Genomic DNA, 17,096 nt, shown 5'->3' with positions numbered 1-17,096 from the left:
GGATTAACGTCCGACTTTACGGCCACAACGTTTAAACAGTTGCTGCCAATAGTCGACATGGCGACGAGTTGATGCTCGAAAGGCGTGATGCGCATCTTGAATGGGAAAGTAATAACTGTGCAGTTCAGGTTGCGCGTCAAACATCCCCAGTTGCGGGGCTAACTGTTGATAGTAGCCATCCAGTTGCGCCATGTAAGGCTGAACCTTACCTATGTACTGTTGCTCGAACACATTGTTGAGATAACGAAACTTGGTCGTGTCTCGTTGTTTACCACAGATGATGTTGGCATCAAAAGTTGTCAGCTGTTTGGTAATGGTATCAAGTTCGGCCGAAGCTCGCGTGAGCGAGTAGTACAAATCCCCAAGGGTCGAACTCTTCTCTAGTACTTCTTGAACCTCAATGGTTTTGCCGGAAACGAGCGATGTGTTTAACGCTTGATTGATGTGTTCTAAGGCATCACTGGTTTGTCGTACCTGATCGCCGATATCAGCGCGTAACCACTGACTACCCCGCATTTGTGACTGCATCGCATCACTGGCATAGATTAGATTCCATTGATGCAGTGGAAACTGTGCGAGTTTCTGTTGCTCAATGTCTCTTAACAATTCTACGATCTCTGGGTCTAATTCATTGCTGGATAAACACTTGCCCACGCCTTGAAGTAGCGCGACTTGATAATCGTAATTACGAAACTCATCCGCGACCTTGCCCAGAACCGAATTTCTTTCTGCAATCAGATTGAACAGTCCACACTGACGAAGCTGGTAGCTGTCGATGAGGCCGATAGAGAGTGAGGGCACGTCAAGAAGCAGTTCTCGCTTTCTCGGTAGGTTTTCAAATTCCCATTCCTCTTTTGTCTTGTCAGCATCTTGTACTCTGGCTATCTTGGTTTGATAGTCGTCGAACAAGTCGCTGGGGCCATCACTGAAACAGCCAGCTAGCATCACTGTCAGACAAAACAGCGTTGAGTGCTTTACTAGGTTTGAGAGAGGGCCTACATTCATCTGCGGGTTACCAGTCTATTTCGCTGCCATCGAAATTGAAGAAGTGACCACTTACTTCAGTATTCGCGGACTCGATGACTTCAATCAGGCCAGAAGCTGAAGTGTCGGTGTCGATCAGAGCATTAGGGCCGCCCATTTCGGTCTGTACCCAACCTGGATGCAGTGCTAACACCGTAAAGCCATTCTCGGTTAAGTCGTTGCTTAGGCTCTTCACCACGGAGTTTAGAGCGGCTTTAGAGGAGCGATAGATATAACCGCCGCCTGAGGTGTTTTCGGTCATGCTGCCGACTCTAGAGGATAGACAAGCGACCTTTTTGATATGGCTGTCTTCTAGTAGCGGCAATAGCGTTTCGACAAGCTTTAGTGGAGCGATGGTGTTGACTTCGAATACACGACGCCACTCTTCAACATCGGTATTACCCAGCCCATAGCCTTTTGGTCCATAGTAGCCAGCGTTGTTGATCAAGATATCAATCGACTCCATGTGCGAAGGGAGTTGGCTTACTGCTTGGTAATCGGTTATCTCTAATTGAATACAGGTCAGGTTAGTGTTGTGGCCTGCGAGTGAGAGCAGTTCTTTTGCTGAATTGTCATCACGATAAGTCGCGTACACCTTGTGGTTACCTTCCAGGTATTGTTGAGTCAGGCTTAAGCCAATGCCGCGGTTCGCCCCAGTAATAAAAATAACGCTCATGGTGATTCCTTTTCAGTTCAATTAGTTAAGTTTGATGGCTTAACACGAGAAAATCAACGCTCCACCAACTGGCCATTAGCATTCCTACAAAAATCATTACTGCTGCCGCTGAGCCGCAGATCACCCCAAAGATGAGTATTACGCTTTTCATTGTTGTCTCTTTTCGTTAATTGATAGTAACGATAATCATTATCATTAATTCAGGTTGTCGCCAAGTCTGAGACTGTTATGATTTTGAGAAAGATACGCAATTAACCTGATTATGATTCCTTTAATTTACCACCCAATCTATTCACAGTTACCTTTACCCGAAGGTCATCGCTACCCAATCAACAAATATCAGTTGTTGCATAGTGCTGTTGAGGCGCTGATGGATCGTGAACCTCGATGGAAAAGCAAGTTTGAAGTGTGCCAACCAACGCCGGTTTCGGTTGAACAGGTAAAACAGGTTCACGATAGCGAATATGTCGATTTGCTCGTGTCTGGTAATTTGCCTGCGGCTAAAATGAGACGCATCGGTTTCCCGTGGAGCGAGCAACTTATTGAGAGAACACTCTACTCAAGTGGTGGAACCTGCTTGGCCGCTGAAATGGCAATAGAGAGTGGTTTAGCGATTCATTTGAGTGGTGGTTATCATCATGCGCATCATGATTTTGGCAGTGGCTTTTGTTTGTTGAACGATCTGGTTTTAGCGACAAAACATGCGCTGACCTTTGAACATATCGATAAAGTGCTGATCGTCGATAGCGACGTTCATCATGGTGATGGCACAGCAACACTTTGCCAAGAGAATGACGACATCATTACTTTGTCGTTCCACTGCGACAAAAACTTCCCTGCACGAAAACCGTTGTCTGATTTAGATGTGCCGTTAAGTCGTGAAACAGGAGATGAAGAGTTCTTACGTTGTTTTGAACAAGTCACTAAGTTAGCGATTGCTCACCATCAACCTGATCTGATTATTTATGATGCGGGGATCGATATCCATCAAGACGATGAACTGGGTTATTTGAATGTCTCGACACAAGGGATATTTGAACGCGACTGTTTCATGATTGAATTAGCGAAATCAGAGTCTATTCCGATGGCCTGCGTAGTCGGTGGCGGATATCGAACTCAACATCAAGATTTGGTGCCGATTCACATGCAGCTGTTAAAAGCGGCTTATCATGTTTACGGTTAACCTCTCAAATTGGCGACTGATAGCTCATTGAAATGATGGTGTGAAATAAGGCCTCTTGCACCATAAAAGACACGCTTGCACCATTATGATTCATATAAAGTACTTTTTTATTAATTAGTTACGTATTTGTGTGATTAATTGTGGTCTGTAAATTGCTTTACCCATGTGTCTATAAAAACACAAGGGATAAAAATGAACCTGACGGACAAGGAACGCAGTTGGCTTAATTGGTTTGGCGCAACAGGAAAACTGGCTATGCGCAGAGCTTGTTTCCTCAATCGAAGTAGGACGGAGGAGCTTGAACAAGCTTTTGAAAGTATTGCTCACACGCGAGTTCAACTTCTGCATAACTGGGTCAAGAATCAATGGGATTTTTTAGAAGACTCTGCGGTTTATTTAGCAAGTCGAACGGAAGAACAAGCTCAGGGGACGTTAGCTAGCCTTCTTAAACGCAGTACGGATTTTTCTGAGTTGGCGATCGTCGATGCCAAGGGGGTCGCACAAGCATCGAGTTATCATGAACATATTGGGGTTACTCTTGGAGACAAGAAGGCTTTAGTTGAAGGGGCTTCAAAGCGTTATCTTCATGGGCCGTATATGGATCAACGCACGTTGAACGTAGGGGCGTCGAGTTCATCGTTTCATGATCAAGTAACGCTGATGTTTTATGTCCCCTTTTCTCGGGATGAAGGTGCCCAGCAATTCCTATGTGGTCGTGTTCCTAATGATGTTATTGGTGACATTATTCAAAGAGAAGCGGGGCATATTTATAGCGAGTCGGGTGATAACTATATCTTTATGGTCGACTCCATTCATGATCCTCATACTCAGCCGGGGGTTGCGCTCTCTCGTTCTCGCTTTGAAGATAATACCTTTTCACACGGCGAGAACTTAAAGCAAGGGATTCATACTGATTGGGGAACGGTTAAGATCCAGCAGCACACCGAATTTGAGATTCGCTTTACGAACCCAGCCACCAACCAGCTTCACCCAGGCGTAAGAGAAACCATTAAAAATGGCAGTAACCTGTTTATAGATTATCCCGGGTATTCCGACTATCGCCACATACCCGTTATTGGCAAAGGTATCACCTTTCAATTGGATGGTTCACCAGATACCTTTGGCATGATGTGTGAGTCCGATTTAGAAGAGGTCTACAGAGACCGAAGCCTAAGTTATACCTTATCTAAACACTTCATCAGCTGCATGCTACTGCCTCTATTTGTTCCATTATTGTTTGCCAACCTTTATACACTCACACCTGTTATGCAGAGCGGCATTATGTTCGCTTGTGCCTTCCTTTCATTGGGCTTATTCCGTTTAGTTAGCGCCAAACCACTAGCGAAGAAGATTCACGAAATGACCGGGGTAATGCAGACCTTAGCCGAAGGTGATGGCAACTTAAGTCGGAGACTAGATCCCACCACATTCAGTCATAATGAACTTGGCAACTTAGGGCGCTGGACTAACAGTTTTATCGACAATTTAGATAACACGGTGAGTGAGTTGATCCATGCGAGTCACGAAGTTAGAGAGGTTTCTGAATCGATGTTTCGTCGCAGTGTCGTGATGAAGCAAACCAGTGATGATGCATCACAAGCGTTAAGCAATATGCTTCAGTTGAGTCAGCATCAACAGAGTGAAATTACTCATGCGAGTGTCTCAGCAACGCAAATGGATACGGTGATGAAACAAGCCGTCCTGAGCGCGGAAAAGGAATACAACCAGTCTGTCGAAGGCATGGAGATTGTTCGCAATATCGTAGAAAGCTCGGCGCATAGCGTGAATGAGGTGAATAATGAAATGACCAAGGTGTCTGACATTATAGATATCATTACTGACATTACCGCGCAGACTAACCTTTTGGCCTTGAATGCGGCCATCGAGTCGGCAAGAGCAGGTGAACACGGGAGAGGGTTCTCTGTCGTCGCTTCTGAAGTAAGAACTCTGGCTGATCGTACTTCACAAGCCGCTAATCATATTAGTGACCTAATGAAAGAGCTGCATAGTAAGTCTCGCAGTGCTGTTGAGTCCATGGAGCGAGGCGTTGAGAATGTGAGTAAAGGAAACTTAACAGTCGACTCAAATGCTCGCAGTGAGCAAATTCAAGCAGCGGTGAGCGATCTCTTTACCACGATGTCTAACCTAGATGAGAATAGTCAGAAAAATGGGCAAACGGCAGATAAAGCGCAACGTTCAATATCTGACTTACAACTGTCGACTAAGCAACTCGCGCGTCGAGTGTCCTTGATGGGCAATGCATTGAGCCGCTTAGACCAATTGATCGGGCGTTTTGAAGTGAGCCGAAAGGTGGCGTAGTAGAAACTACGTAAGTTCTTTACGTAAACGCCAGATACAAAAAAGCCGCTGATTTCTCAGCGGCTTTCTTTAATGTGGTGGAGGGATAGGGATTTGAACCCTAGAACCGCTATTAACGGTTGCCGGTTTTCAAGACCGGTGCTTTCGACCACTCAGCCATCCCTCCAGTGGCGTGAATAATATAAGGGGCAGAGGATCTTGTAAACCCTTAATTTTCATAATTTTGTTTTGTTGCTTGTTTTCTAATCATTCACGGCAATAAAAAAGGGAAGCCATTGGCTTCCCTTTTCTGTTTGCTGATTATTTAGTCATTTTTTGTGTAGAAACGCTGTAGCTCAGTCAGGCCTTGCATCAACACAGGTAAGCGAGGGCTTACGTTTTTCAGGCGCTTGTAATTCTGGTCGTACAATTTGTAGTTACCGAATTTATCTAACACCGTTGTTTGCTGATCAGTAACAAGCGCAAGTTCACGAGAGTCGCCTGCGAGGATCCACTTTCTGTTACGTTCATTAAACAGGCTGCGACCACTACTGAAATCCGTTGGGTTCGAAGATACACCCAATAGCTCTTGCATCAGTGTTACTGACACGTCTAGATGACTAGAACGGTGAGTGTATTCAGAAGCAGACTTACCAGGCCAGCTAATAAACAGTGGTACTTGTAACTGATAACGACTGTAGTTGGAGTTTGCACCCCAGCTGTTGGTTTTGGTTTCGTTAAACTCAGTACCGTGGTTAGAGGTAATGATAACCACTGTGTTGTCGGCGAGCTCTAAGCGTTCCAGTTCAGCGTAGATAGTTGCTAACTGATCGTCGGCCGCTGTCGCGGACTTTTGATAGTCTGCTGCAAAACGCTCTGCTGTCGTTAACGTTGAGTCCGACTCTGAACTTGAATCGTAGCTGGCGAAGTTATCCAGTGTAGTTAGTTCAATAAAGTTAAACCAAGGGCGTTTAGCTTGCGGTGATTGAATCCAGTCAGACCAAGCTTTTATTGCACTCTGGTCATCATAAGTTGCTTGCTCTGGCATCACATCACGGCCTCGGAAGATAATATCCGAGTAAAGTGCATCGCTAAAGTTGTCGCCACTGAAAGCAGCAAACTTGTAATCGTGATTCTCTAAAACATCGAGCAATACTGCGCTTGACCCTTGAGCTTCGATGCTGCTTGCGTAGCTGCTCGGTAGGCCGTAGAACAAGCCGAAAATACCAAACATATCGTTACTTGAACTGTAGTGGTTGGTGAAGTTGATCGACTGTTGTGCGTAGGCATAGCTGTTTGGCATCGCTGTCGCATTAAGTGCGTCAGAGCGAAGGTTGTTCACACTCACCATCAGGATATTAAGATCATCACTGCGGCGGTTGTATTGAATTTTTTCTAGCGGGTAGCTAACTAGGTTTACGGTCTCTTTATTCGCTTCTAAACGCTCAAGGTACTCTTCACGGTCTAATAGACCATGTTTTTCCATAAAGCTTTTCGCTGTCATTGGGTAAGACAGTGGGAAGTTCGCTTTCTGGCTAGTAATTGGGTTATAGAAATACGCATCAGCCCACATGTAGGTCAAGTGGCTGCTGATGAAACACAAGAAGAAGACGGCGGTAATCGGACGGCCAATGTGTTTATGAGACAGTTTACGCTGCTTACGCCAAACCCACTCAGACAGACCAAGCTGTAGTAAGAAGATAAATGGCATAACAATGAAGAGGTGCTGCAAATCAGACGTGAATGCAGATTCCTCTCCACTGAATAAAACCTCCCACACGACAGGCGTCAGGTGGAGGTTTATATTTTGATACGTTTGGGTATCAATCAACAGGACAGTTAAACCTATGGTCGCGAAGATAACGGCAACCAAACGTAATAACTTCCTCGACGGAAGAACAAAAGTGAGCGGGAACAGCACTAATAGATAGAGCGCGAACACTAAAAAGCCAAAATGACCAACCCACGATGCAGCCAAATAGAATTGACCTAGCAAGGTTTCTGGCCAAGCAGATTGAGTAATATAACGAGTACCAATCAACATCGCAGCAATGATGTTGAAAAATGCAAACCAGTGACCCCAACCAACCAGTCGAGATACACGATCGCTATATGAGTTTGCGCTGTCTACCATTTATAATTCTTTTATCCGTCAATCAAATTTAGTGAGACTTTTTATCTTCAAGAGAAGAAATTAAAGCCTCGGCAAATTTTTCAGCAATTCCTTTGCGTTGTGAAGCAGCAACATTCTGATTTAAGACATTGGTTGCGATATTTCCAGCGATCATCAGTGAAAGTTCTGGCGAAGCTTTGTGCTTAGTTAGTACAGCACCTACTTCAGCTAGGATTTTTTCAACTTGATCATCTGTGTATTTAGATATAATCGGCATAAGGACTCTAATAATGATAGTAAAAGCGGCTTATGATAACCTACTATGCACGACAACTGAAACCTGAACGGTAATATTTTCACTATGAGCCTTCACCTTTCCAACGTAATTTTACACCAGCTGAGCAAGAACGATCAGGATGAGCTGATTGTTAACTATCGTGCTGAATCTCTAGAAAACGATGCTTCATCTGAAAGCCTAGTTGCTGAACTTCACCGTGTTTTTAATTCAAAAGCAGGCAAAGGGTTTGGTTCTTTCAAATCTGACAGCGAATTCCAGCAGTGGTTGCATCAACTTCGTGCTGGTGAGACAAACTTTTACGATTTTTCTCAAAAGAGTGCGCAACGTCTAAAAGACGAACTATCAAAGTACCCATTCGCTGACGAAGGTATCTTGGTAATGGCTGAATATCAGTCACTTGCAACAGATTACCTTTTCATTGGTTTATTGCCTTCAAACCAAAGCCTAAAGGTCACTGAAGGGCTTGATATTAGTGCGACTGACTACCTTGATATCTCAAAAATGGATATCGCGGCTCGCCTAGACCTTTCAACTTATGAGACTGATAAAGAGTCAAACCGTTACTTAACTTATATTAAAGGACGTGTTGGCCGTAAAGTCGCGGATTTCTTCTTAGATTTCTTACAAGCTGAAGTGGGTTTGGATGCGAAACAGCAAAACCAAGTACTGATGCAAGCGGTAGAAGATTTCGTTTCTGACTCTAAATTAGAGAAAGAAGAAGCGATCAGCTACAAAAAGCAGGTTGCGGATTACTGTAACGAGCAACTCAAAGCGGGCGATGAAGTGCAAGTTCGTGAACTTTCTGGTGAGTTGCCAGCAAGCACAGATGGCACAAGCTTCTTTGACTATACTAGTGAGCAAGGCTACGAGTTAGAAGACAGCTTCCCAGCCGATCGCGCAACTATGCGTAAACTAACAAAATTTGTTGGTGCTGGTGGCGGTTTGAATGTTAGTTTTGATAGTCTGCTTCTAGGCGAACGTATCTTTTACGATCCGGAGACAGACACGCTAACGATTAAAGGCACTCCACCGAACTTACGTGACCAACTGACTCGCAATAAGTCATAGTCCGAAGTTAACGGATAAAAGCGGCAGCAGGACGTTGTCGCTTATTTTGTGCTTAATCTTTTAGCTACGGTCATGGCTTCAAGTTAACACGCACAAGGAATATAGATGGAACAATCAGTAGCAAAGCCCAAACGCTTTAAAAAACCAGCCACTTTCTTGGTTGTGCTCTTGGCTCTGTGGCTACTTCCTTCATTGGCTCTTCTTAATCTAAGCCGTTCCTACACCCATTCTCTTGCTCAAATCGAAGAGCTCGGTATTCGAGTCAATGAATTGAGGCAATCGCTTTATTTCTCAGAACCGCTGCGAGTTTCCCGTATCAATGATCTCGCACTCGACGCTCAGTTGGTTTATTCGATCCGACTGCAGATTGAATCTGATTTCCAACACGCCTTGTTTCGTCCTGATGTGAACCAACTGTTGTACGTAGCTGATCAGTTCCTTGAAAAGTTCGATGAGTTCATTCCAATCGAAAGCCAAGTTCAAGACATCGTTGATAACATTAAGATTTTGCGTGCTGATAAAGAGCTTTCCCCTAAGCTAAAACCACTCCTCAACGAATTCGGAGTTGTAGTATTTGAAGCCATGTATTCTGACAATCAAAGTTCGTCAGCGACTTATCGCGCCTTTGATTCCATTCTGGAAAAATCTTATTCACTAGAAACCGAAGAGCAAGATGCACTCCAGCAGTTACTGGCGGATGCGTCAGCGTTGTTGAGTGATTACGCTCAGCTTAACTATTTGGTTGATAAGATTAAGAAAAACTCAGTGAATGAACAGATCATAAAACTCGAAGCTGAGTTTCATGATCGTCAATTTAACCTATTGTTGGTGATGCTAGGTTTAAGCTTGGTAGCGATGAGCGGGATAGTGTTTTGGGGCGTTAGGTCCACAAAAACGATGAAAGAAGCAGACCAAGAATTCAGCTCTGAACTAGAAATTAATTCAAGTAAGGAAGACGCTTCTTATAGCGATGCTGTTTCCTCAGCAGTGAAACAAGCAGATAGCGACGCTTATGTATCCGAGAACAGGCCAACGCGCCAGTATTCCGCCTCTCAACCTCCGCAGAGTATTAACGTTACAAGCCAACCCGTTGTACCGCAAGACTCTATTCAGCAAGCCTCTGAGCAGGCATCAGTAGTCGAGAAACACATTGCCAGTGTCACAGATTCAAAGCCTGCGATTGATATTGAAGACATGTTAGAAACGCTCGATGGTGATGCTGAATCTGTCGAACTCTTACTTGGTGTGTTTGTACAAGACCACGCCGGTGACTACGAGAAGTTTAAGTCTTTGTTGACTAAAGATGAAACCTCCGCGGCTCGCATTGTACATAGCTTAAAAGGTGTGGCTGGCAGTATTAAAGCGTCTCGGTTAGCCATCATTGCCGCAAGTATTGAAATGACAATGAAGCAGTCCAGAGCGATCAGTGAACATGATTTGGCTGAACTAGAGCAGGCTATAAAAGCCTCTGTGGATTCTGCTCATGAATATTTAGACAGTCAGCGTTAACTTTTACAGGATTTTTGACAATACTCTGACGAAGCGCTCATACAATCCGCGCCCTTAGTCTTTGTCAGAGGTTTATATGTTACGAGTTTCGAGTCGAAGTTGGATGGTGTTGGTGCTTAGCATTGTGCTAAGTGGTTGTTCTCTCTTAGAAGTTAAGTTAGATAGTCAAACGACGCCTCTCACTCAACAAGAGTTAAATGCTCGGATCATGACGCGTGAATACGCCAAGATGTTCTTTACTCGAGTAGAAGACTCGGCCGATCTTATCGCGCAATCTTACCCTGCTGATGACACCTTACATCAGTCTTATGTGTTGCTTTGGAAGATCCATGCAGAGCAGGGCTTACAACAAGCGGCTTACCAAACTTCCCCTATGTCTGCATTAATTGACTCGTGGGTTTTCACTGCCCAAATGAATCAGTTTTATAGCCAAGGCGATGGTGCGGATCTGTTCGCCACGGATGATGCTGTAGAGACTGCTCGTTTTCTTGACCAAGAAGCCGAGAAACTGGCAAAGGGTGTATTGAGCTCGAGTGATTTCAAAAGCAGCAAAGCGTTCGTTGCTCAGTTTGCTGCTAGCCACCCGTTTAAAGACCTCACATTCAGAAGCACACCTGCTTACCGTGAATGGCTAAGTTACCTTGGTAAAGACGAATCGCAAATCGTTCAGAGCTTAGGCACCATGCCAGAAGCCATGAGTGACGCATCTGATCGTTTAAGCCTTATGGCTGACCAGACACCGAAACTGATGTCGTGGAAGGCGGAGCTGGTTGCATTGAATAGCTCACTAACGGGTGAAGACCTATCGATGACGCTGGAAAGCCTTCGTCAAACATCAGCAAGCATGCAAGACTTCATTGAGAACAACCCGGAATACATGCAAACACTGGCTTCTATTATGTCGACAGAAATGCAGCCATTGCTCAACGACCTGAGCGATAAAACCGACCAAAAATTAGCGATGCTGAGCGATGAACGTGTGGCGTTAGAAAAAATGGTCACACGTGAGAGAGAAGCACTGGTAGAGATGATTGCGAAAGAGCGCATCGAGATTGCTGGCATTGTGACTTCAGAAAGAGAGTTGTTCACTCAAGACCTTGATCGTGTCTCTCAAGAGGTGGTGGTACTTGCAATTGATAAACTGATGGAGTTAATCAAAGGTGTGATTATTTACTTCATCCTGTTTATCTTAGTGGTGTTCTTTGCCCCGTTAGGTATCGGTTACTGGTTGGGTAAACGAACCGCCAATAGATAGATAGATAAATAAGTAAATCAGCAGATCAAAAAAAGAGCGCTCTAGGGCGCTCTTTTTGCATTTATCTATTAACGTTTTGAGTTAGTTCGAAAGCGTTAGCTCCTGAACTTAAGCTTGTTGCTTGCTTAACTCTGTCGCGTCTTCAGCTTCAAACGCTGGTGCTGTTGGTTCACACTTATCAACGAACCAACCCATGTAAGACGTCACTATAGTCACGATGATACAGATGAAGCTTAACCACATGAAGGGTGCGTAAGACAGCGTCGCAACACCAAGAATACTCGCCATGTAGATGCCGTTGTCACTCCACGGAACCATACCCGACGTTAGCGTGCCACCAAACTCAGCATTACGAGATAGGTTCTTACGCTTGTAGCCTAAACGGTCGTAGTTTTTCGCACAGATTTTTGGCGTAAGGATTAACGATACGTACATTGCAGAACCGAACACGTTACCCATGAAAGCCGTACCAATTGTGCTCGTCGCTAGTGAACCTGCACTGTTTACGCGGCGCTCAAACACCTTAGCGATTGTCTCTAGTACGCCCACTTTATCCAGTAAGCCACCGAAACCTAGACCAAATACGATAACCGCAACTGAACCTAGCATTGAAGACATGCCGCCACGGTTAAGAATCGAATCAATAAACTCGACGCCAGATGAGATTGAGAACGGTGCCCAAGCAGTGTTGAATGCCGTTAGGAAGTCGATATCTTGGATCATGACTGCCCAGATAATACCCAGCAGAGAACCAAAGCTGATGACCGGGAATGAAGGCATACGGAAAGCCAACAGACCAAGTACGATAAGTACTGGAACGAATGAGTAAGGCGTGATGTAGAACTGAACTTCCATCGCTTTGATGACAGAGTCTACTTGGCTCATATCAACGTTGCCTGCGTAGTGGAAACCAAACGCAGTGAACATGATACCGGTAATTACGTAGCTGATTAACGCAACTGGCAACATGCCCTTGATGTGTTCAACTACTTCAACACCAGACATTGAAGAAGCCAGAATCACTGAATCAGAAAGCGGAGACATCTTGTCACCGAAGTAACAACCTGACAGCACGGCACCTGCAGTAATCGGTGCTGGAACACCTAGACCTTGGCCGATACCCATCATCGCGATACCTGCTGTACCCGCAGCACCCCAAGAAGTACCGGTCGCCAATGCAGTTAGAGAACAGATGATCATGGTCGCTAAAAGGAAGATAGAAGGGTGGATAGCTTTCAGACCATAGTAAATGATAGTAGGTACGATCCCGCCTGAGATCCAAGTACCAACAAGAGCGCCAACGGCTAAAAGTATTAAAACTGCGCCTAAGCCATTGGATATTCCTTTGAGTGCTGCTTTTTCTAAGTCTTTGTATTGGTGTCCAAGACGAATACCAAGAACCATGATAATGAACCAGCCAATATACAAGGCAAGTTGAATTGGAAGGTCAAGCTTTGCAGTAAAGGAAAAAGCAAGGGATAGAAATAGTCCTAACGCGATGAATACCTGCAATAGGTTCGGTAGGCGAGTTTTACTCTGCTTCATAAAAGCCTCTTGTGATTTCGAGCATTTATAGTGCTTCGTTATAGTGTGTGGTGCAAAACGGACACTACAGTAATTAGTTTATTATATCGAAAAAATACGTCCAAGTTGTGATATTTGACTGTTAACTCAATCAATTGTGGTTTCATAATCTAAATTTTTGTTACATTCATGATTGTTACATGTTGAAATCTGTCGCACGTTGTTTTCATTTTGTAAAATAAAACTCTGATTAACCTTGGTTTAAAAGAGGGATTTACTGTTTGTGATGAGCGTCGATTGAATCGATTTTGGCGATGTAAATGTTTGAATCTGACGATAATGAGCGCTTAATCAATGAGGTGGAGATGGAATGTCGATACAGAGATAACTGCACGATTCATTACGTTCACTTAAAAGAAACGAAAAAGTTACACTTTTTGACAAAAAGCACTTGAGTTCTGTTTCTGAAAAACTTATAGATGGGGGAGAGCAATTTTTAATTTATACATGGAGAGTGAGCGATGAGAGTAGGTCTAGTTGGTTGGCGCGGTATGGTTGGTTCTGTACTGATGCAACGTATGGTTGAAGAGAAAGACTTCGACTTGATTGAGCCTGTTTATTACAGCACATCTCAGATTGGTATTCCTGCCCCTGTTTTAGGTGGTAAAGATGCGGGTCTACTTCAAGACGCTTTTGATATTGATAGCCTAAAACAGCTTGATGCTGTGATTACCTGTCAAGGCGGCGATTACACATCAAAAGTATACCCAGCACTGCGTCAAGCAGGTTGGAAAGGTTACTGGATTGATGCAGCTTCTACTCTGCGTATGGACGCTGATTCAATCATCACTCTTGATCCTGTTAACTTGGCTCAAATTCAGCAAGGCATTCACAGTGGCACCAACACGTTCGTTGGCGGTAACTGTACTGTGAGCTTAATGCTTATGGCTCTAGGTGGCCTGTACGAGAAAGGCATGGTTGAGTGGATGAGTGCCATGACTTACCAAGCAGCTTCTGGTGCGGGTGCTAAGAACATGCGTGAGCTGATCTCACAAATGGGTGTGATCAACGACAGCGTAAGTTCTGAGTTAGCGAACCCTTCAAGTTCAATTCTTGATATCGATAAGAAAGTGGCTGATACGATTCGTTCATCTTCATTCCCAACAGACCAATTTGGTGCTCCGCTTGCAGGCTCACTGATTCCTTGGATCGATGTGAAGCGTGAAAACGGTCAGAGCAAAGAAGAGTGGAAAGCCGGTGTTGAAGCAAACAAGATTCTTGGTCTAGATGGTCAACCAATCCCTATCGATGGTACTTGTGTACGAATCGGTGCAATGCGTTGTCACGCTCAAGCACTAACGATCAAGCTTAAGCAAGACGTGCCAATGGACGAGATCGAAGAGATCATCGCAACGCACAATGATTGGGTTAAAGTGATTCCTAATGACCGTGACATCACGGCACAGGAGCTAACACCAGCGAAAGTAACAGGCACAATGTCTGTACCAGTCGGTCGTCTACGCAAGATGTCGATGGGTAACGATTTCCTAAACGCCTTCACTGTTGGTGACCAACTGCTTTGGGGTGCTGCAGAACCACTACGTCGTACTCTGCGCATTATCCTTGCTGAGAAAGCGTAACTGCCTCACTTTTGAGAATAATTTACGAAGAAGCGCCTTAGGGCGCTTTTTTTGTTTCTGATGACAGAAGCCTGACTTTAAAACCTTACCTTTCGTGCGTCTTAAAGTTGGAGCTAGAAAATGAAAGCAAACCTTAAAGGTTTTACTCTTATCGAGTTGATTGTTGTTATCGTCATTATTGGTGTTTTAGCTGTTGTCGCAGCACCTAGGTTTTTAAACATACAACATGACGCTAGGGCTTCGGTTATGGAAGGGCTAGGAGCATCGGTCCATACTGCGGCTGATTTGGCGTTTGAAAAAGCCGCAGTAGAAGGTATGGAAGACCAAGAATCATATTTGATTCCTGAGTACGGGCGAGTGAAGTTTGGTTACCCCGCGGTTGAAAAAGGGGGAATGGAAAACTTTTTGGCGATTGATTCAGGGTTTCATGACCTGACTACAGAGTGGACATGGGCAGCGCATAATAATGGGCCAGTGAGCGACCCAGACCTATGGCTGATTACCCGATCGGAATATTTGTCGGACGTTCTTCCTAATGACTTCAATACCGCTATCGAGAAGACCCAGTGCTATGTGAAATACACGGCTGCAATGGAAGCAAATGATGACTACCAAGTGGAAGTTTTCACAGATGGTTGTTAGTTGCTTTAGTTAGATAGTTAACAAAAAAGAGCTCTTAGGAGCTCTTTTTTTGGCTTTTATTCGGTCTCGTCGGTGACGACCCGCTTGTCTGGATCTGCTAATTCGCTAGCACAGTGCTTGCAATAGATGGCGTCCGAATCATGACCCGCTCGGTTGCAGTTAGGACACTTAACCAACTCTTTGTGTGAGTTCATCTCATTACTGAGTTCTGCAGTAATGATCCCGGTCGGCACCGCTAAGATAGAGTAACCCAATAACATGGTCAGTGAGGCTATGGCTTTACCAAGCGCGGTCTGCGGCACCATGTCACCATAACCGACCGTAGTGATAGTCACGATCGCCCAGTAGATACTGTGAGGGATACTGGTGAAGCCATTGTCAGGACCTTCAATAACAAAGATCAGTGCGCCAAAGATAACCACCAAGATGCCGACGGTGCTAAAGAAGATCAGTATCTTTCGTCGTGCCATTAATAGTGAGCGCAACAGAATATTGGAATCTTGCAGGTAGCGAACCAGCTTTAGGATTCGGAAGATACGCATCACACGCAGCAGTCTCACCACACCCATAAATGAAGCGCCTGGGAAGATGATCGCTAGGTAGGTCGGAAGAATCGCCAATAGGTCAACGACACCATAAAAGCTGGTGGCGTAAGATTTTGGTTTTGGAGAGCAATAGAGCCTTAACAAATACTCAAGAGTGAAGAGCGCAGTGAAGGTGTATTCGATATAACGCAGCTGTTGTGACCATTCGGTCATCACATTAGGAATGGATTCTAAGATCAGAACCAACAGCGAAGCCAAGATTGCAACGATCAGAGATATATCAAATGCACGTCCGGCTGGCGTGTGAGTACCAAAGATAATGACGTACAAATGATGCTTGAGTGGCTTGCGTGACATAAGGAGAGGTTCGTCTTCTGTTAAATGCATTAACAGTCATTATACAAGCTTCATAATAACGAGGCGAGTGAAAGCCCAATTGCTTTACTCGCCTCATCTATATTTCAATATTGTTGCCCTTTATAGAGCACCGAAATGTCGTTAAACGTTATGCCAAACCTGGGAACAGATTGCGTAGACCATTGGCGATGAACTCGATGCCCAATGCACCAAGAATCAGGCCCATGATACGAGTGATCACGTTGATACCCGTTTGACCTAAAAAGCGAACGATAACCGGCGCTGAACGGAACAAAAGCCAAGAGCATGTTGCGAAAGCGATGATACTAATACCGATGCCGACCGTATCAATAGCAGCAGGGTAGCGAGACCCGTAAACAATGGTCGAGCTGATTGCACCCGGACCTGCCATTAGCGGCATAGCCAGTGGAACAACACCGATTTGCTCTTTGCTGATGTATTCAGATTTTTCTTGTTTGTTCTGCTTATCTTCACCGAGCTTACCGCTCATCATCGAGAACGCGATGCTCAGTAATAACAAACCACCTGCCACACGAAATGAGTCTAGTGAAATGCTGAACATATCAAGCAACATTTGCCCCGCAACAAGCGACACAATCAAGATCACGGCAACAGCAATGTTTGCTTGTAAGGCTGTCCTGTTCCTCTCTTCTGGCGGCATATGAGCAGTAAGAGAAACAAAAACAGGCATGATGCCGATAGGGTTTACGGCAGCAACAAGCCCAAGGAAGAATTGCATAAAGATTGCGAGTTCTAAGCCTTGCATGAGAGCGATCTCCAGTTAGCGTACTTTAAGGTTGAAGGGTTGATCTGTGAATAGTCTAGGCGCGTAATGTAAGGGACAAACTAAATTTTCACGAATGAAAAAAACTAACTTGAAATGGGTGATTCTTTTTAGAAAAACTAATTGAATCTCACTTTTGTTTTATACCCGTGATCATTGA

The 17,096-nt window shown here is 44.6% G+C and carries 14 protein-coding genes and 1 tRNA gene; 7 read left to right on the top strand and 8 right to left on the bottom strand.

Annotated elements, in window-relative coordinates; translation table 11 throughout:
* Nucleotides 1–3 precede the first annotated feature (3 nt).
* Together AB4484_RS18940 and AB4484_RS18935 are read right to left on the bottom strand one after the other, a co-directional pair.
* Nucleotides 4–1,005, bottom strand: a complete 1,002-nt coding sequence (locus tag AB4484_RS18940) for a DUF3080 domain-containing protein (protein ID WP_372079800.1) — start codon at nt 1,003–1,005, stop codon at nt 4–6.
* Nucleotides 1,006–1,012: 7 nt separating this feature from the next.
* Nucleotides 1,013–1,699 (bottom strand): SDR family oxidoreductase, encoded by a 687-nt coding sequence (locus AB4484_RS18935; protein WP_372079798.1) that lies wholly within the window; start codon nt 1,697–1,699, stop codon nt 1,013–1,015.
* 262 nt (nt 1,700–1,961) lie between these two features.
* Between AB4484_RS18935 and AB4484_RS18930 the strand changes: the two genes are divergently transcribed.
* The gene (locus AB4484_RS18930) at nt 1,962–2,882 is read left to right on the top strand and encodes a histone deacetylase (protein WP_372079796.1); all 921 of its coding nucleotides are present in this window, start codon (nt 1,962–1,964) and stop codon (nt 2,880–2,882) included.
* A gap of 192 nt (nt 2,883–3,074) precedes the next feature.
* Nucleotides 3,075–5,201, top strand: a complete 2,127-nt coding sequence (locus AB4484_RS18925; RefSeq protein WP_372079794.1) for a methyl-accepting chemotaxis protein — start codon at nt 3,075–3,077, stop codon at nt 5,199–5,201.
* 75 nt (nt 5,202–5,276) lie between these two features.
* Here the strand turns inward: AB4484_RS18925 and AB4484_RS18920 are convergent.
* From AB4484_RS18920 to AB4484_RS18910, 3 genes are all read right to left on the bottom strand, one after another.
* Nucleotides 5,277–5,367: transfer RNA gene (locus tag AB4484_RS18920), tRNA-Ser, on the bottom strand.
* Between the two features lie 138 nt (nt 5,368–5,505).
* Nucleotides 5,506–7,314, bottom strand: a complete 1,809-nt coding sequence (locus AB4484_RS18915; protein ID WP_052878973.1) for a DUF3413 domain-containing protein — start codon at nt 7,312–7,314, stop codon at nt 5,506–5,508.
* Nucleotides 7,315–7,342: 28 nt separating this feature from the next.
* Entirely contained in the window at nt 7,343–7,570 is a 228-nt protein-coding gene (locus AB4484_RS18910) for a YejL family protein (protein ID WP_004734063.1), read from the bottom strand.
* Between the two features lie 84 nt (nt 7,571–7,654).
* Here AB4484_RS18910 and yejK point away from each other — a divergent pair, with 84 nt between their 5' ends.
* The 3 genes from yejK (at nt 7,655) to AB4484_RS18895 (ending at nt 11,423) form a co-directional block, all read left to right on the top strand.
* Nucleotides 7,655–8,659, top strand: a complete 1,005-nt coding sequence (gene yejK / locus AB4484_RS18905; RefSeq protein ID WP_017061190.1) for a nucleoid-associated protein YejK — start codon at nt 7,655–7,657, stop codon at nt 8,657–8,659.
* 105 nt (nt 8,660–8,764) lie between these two features.
* Nucleotides 8,765–10,168 (top strand): Hpt domain-containing protein, encoded by a 1,404-nt coding sequence (locus AB4484_RS18900; protein ID WP_372079792.1) that lies wholly within the window; start codon nt 8,765–8,767, stop codon nt 10,166–10,168.
* A 76-nt stretch (nt 10,169–10,244) separates the two neighbouring features.
* Nucleotides 10,245–11,423, top strand: coding sequence for a chemotaxis protein (locus AB4484_RS18895; RefSeq protein ID WP_372079790.1), 1,179 nt, complete (start codon nt 10,245–10,247; stop codon nt 11,421–11,423).
* A gap of 108 nt (nt 11,424–11,531) precedes the next feature.
* Here the strand turns inward: AB4484_RS18895 and nhaC are convergent, their stop codons facing one another.
* Nucleotides 11,532–12,968: a Na+/H+ antiporter NhaC gene (gene nhaC / locus AB4484_RS18890; protein ID WP_372079788.1), complete on the bottom strand. Its 1,437-nt coding sequence runs from the start codon at nt 12,966–12,968 to the stop codon at nt 11,532–11,534.
* A 500-nt stretch (nt 12,969–13,468) separates the two neighbouring features.
* Here nhaC and asd point away from each other — a divergent pair, with 500 nt between their 5' ends.
* Together asd and AB4484_RS18880 are read left to right on the top strand one after the other, a co-directional pair.
* Nucleotides 13,469–14,587 (top strand): aspartate-semialdehyde dehydrogenase, encoded by a 1,119-nt coding sequence (gene asd / locus AB4484_RS18885; RefSeq protein WP_017629874.1) that lies wholly within the window; start codon nt 13,469–13,471, stop codon nt 14,585–14,587.
* A 120-nt stretch (nt 14,588–14,707) separates the two neighbouring features.
* Nucleotides 14,708–15,229, top strand: coding sequence for a prepilin-type N-terminal cleavage/methylation domain-containing protein (locus AB4484_RS18880; protein ID WP_048615153.1), 522 nt, complete (start codon nt 14,708–14,710; stop codon nt 15,227–15,229).
* Between the two features lie 56 nt (nt 15,230–15,285).
* Here AB4484_RS18880 and AB4484_RS18875 read toward each other — a convergent pair whose 3' ends face one another.
* Together AB4484_RS18875 and AB4484_RS18870 are read right to left on the bottom strand one after the other, a co-directional pair.
* Nucleotides 15,286–16,131, bottom strand: coding sequence for an ion transporter (locus AB4484_RS18875; protein WP_050620964.1), 846 nt, complete (start codon nt 16,129–16,131; stop codon nt 15,286–15,288).
* A gap of 148 nt (nt 16,132–16,279) precedes the next feature.
* A complete protein-coding gene (locus AB4484_RS18870) occupies nt 16,280–16,918 on the bottom strand; it encodes a YchE family NAAT transporter (RefSeq protein WP_004734056.1) in 639 nt (212 codons plus the stop codon).
* Nucleotides 16,919–17,096: the final 178 nt, after the last annotated feature.

Origin of the sequence: Vibrio sp. 10N.261.46.A3 (genome assembly GCF_041472995.1) — a bacterium.
Taxonomy (GTDB): Bacteria; Pseudomonadota; Gammaproteobacteria; order Enterobacterales; family Vibrionaceae; genus Vibrio; species Vibrio coralliirubri.
Note: the sequence above shows the minus strand (reverse complement) of the source record. Positions and strands in the feature narration are given on the sequence as shown.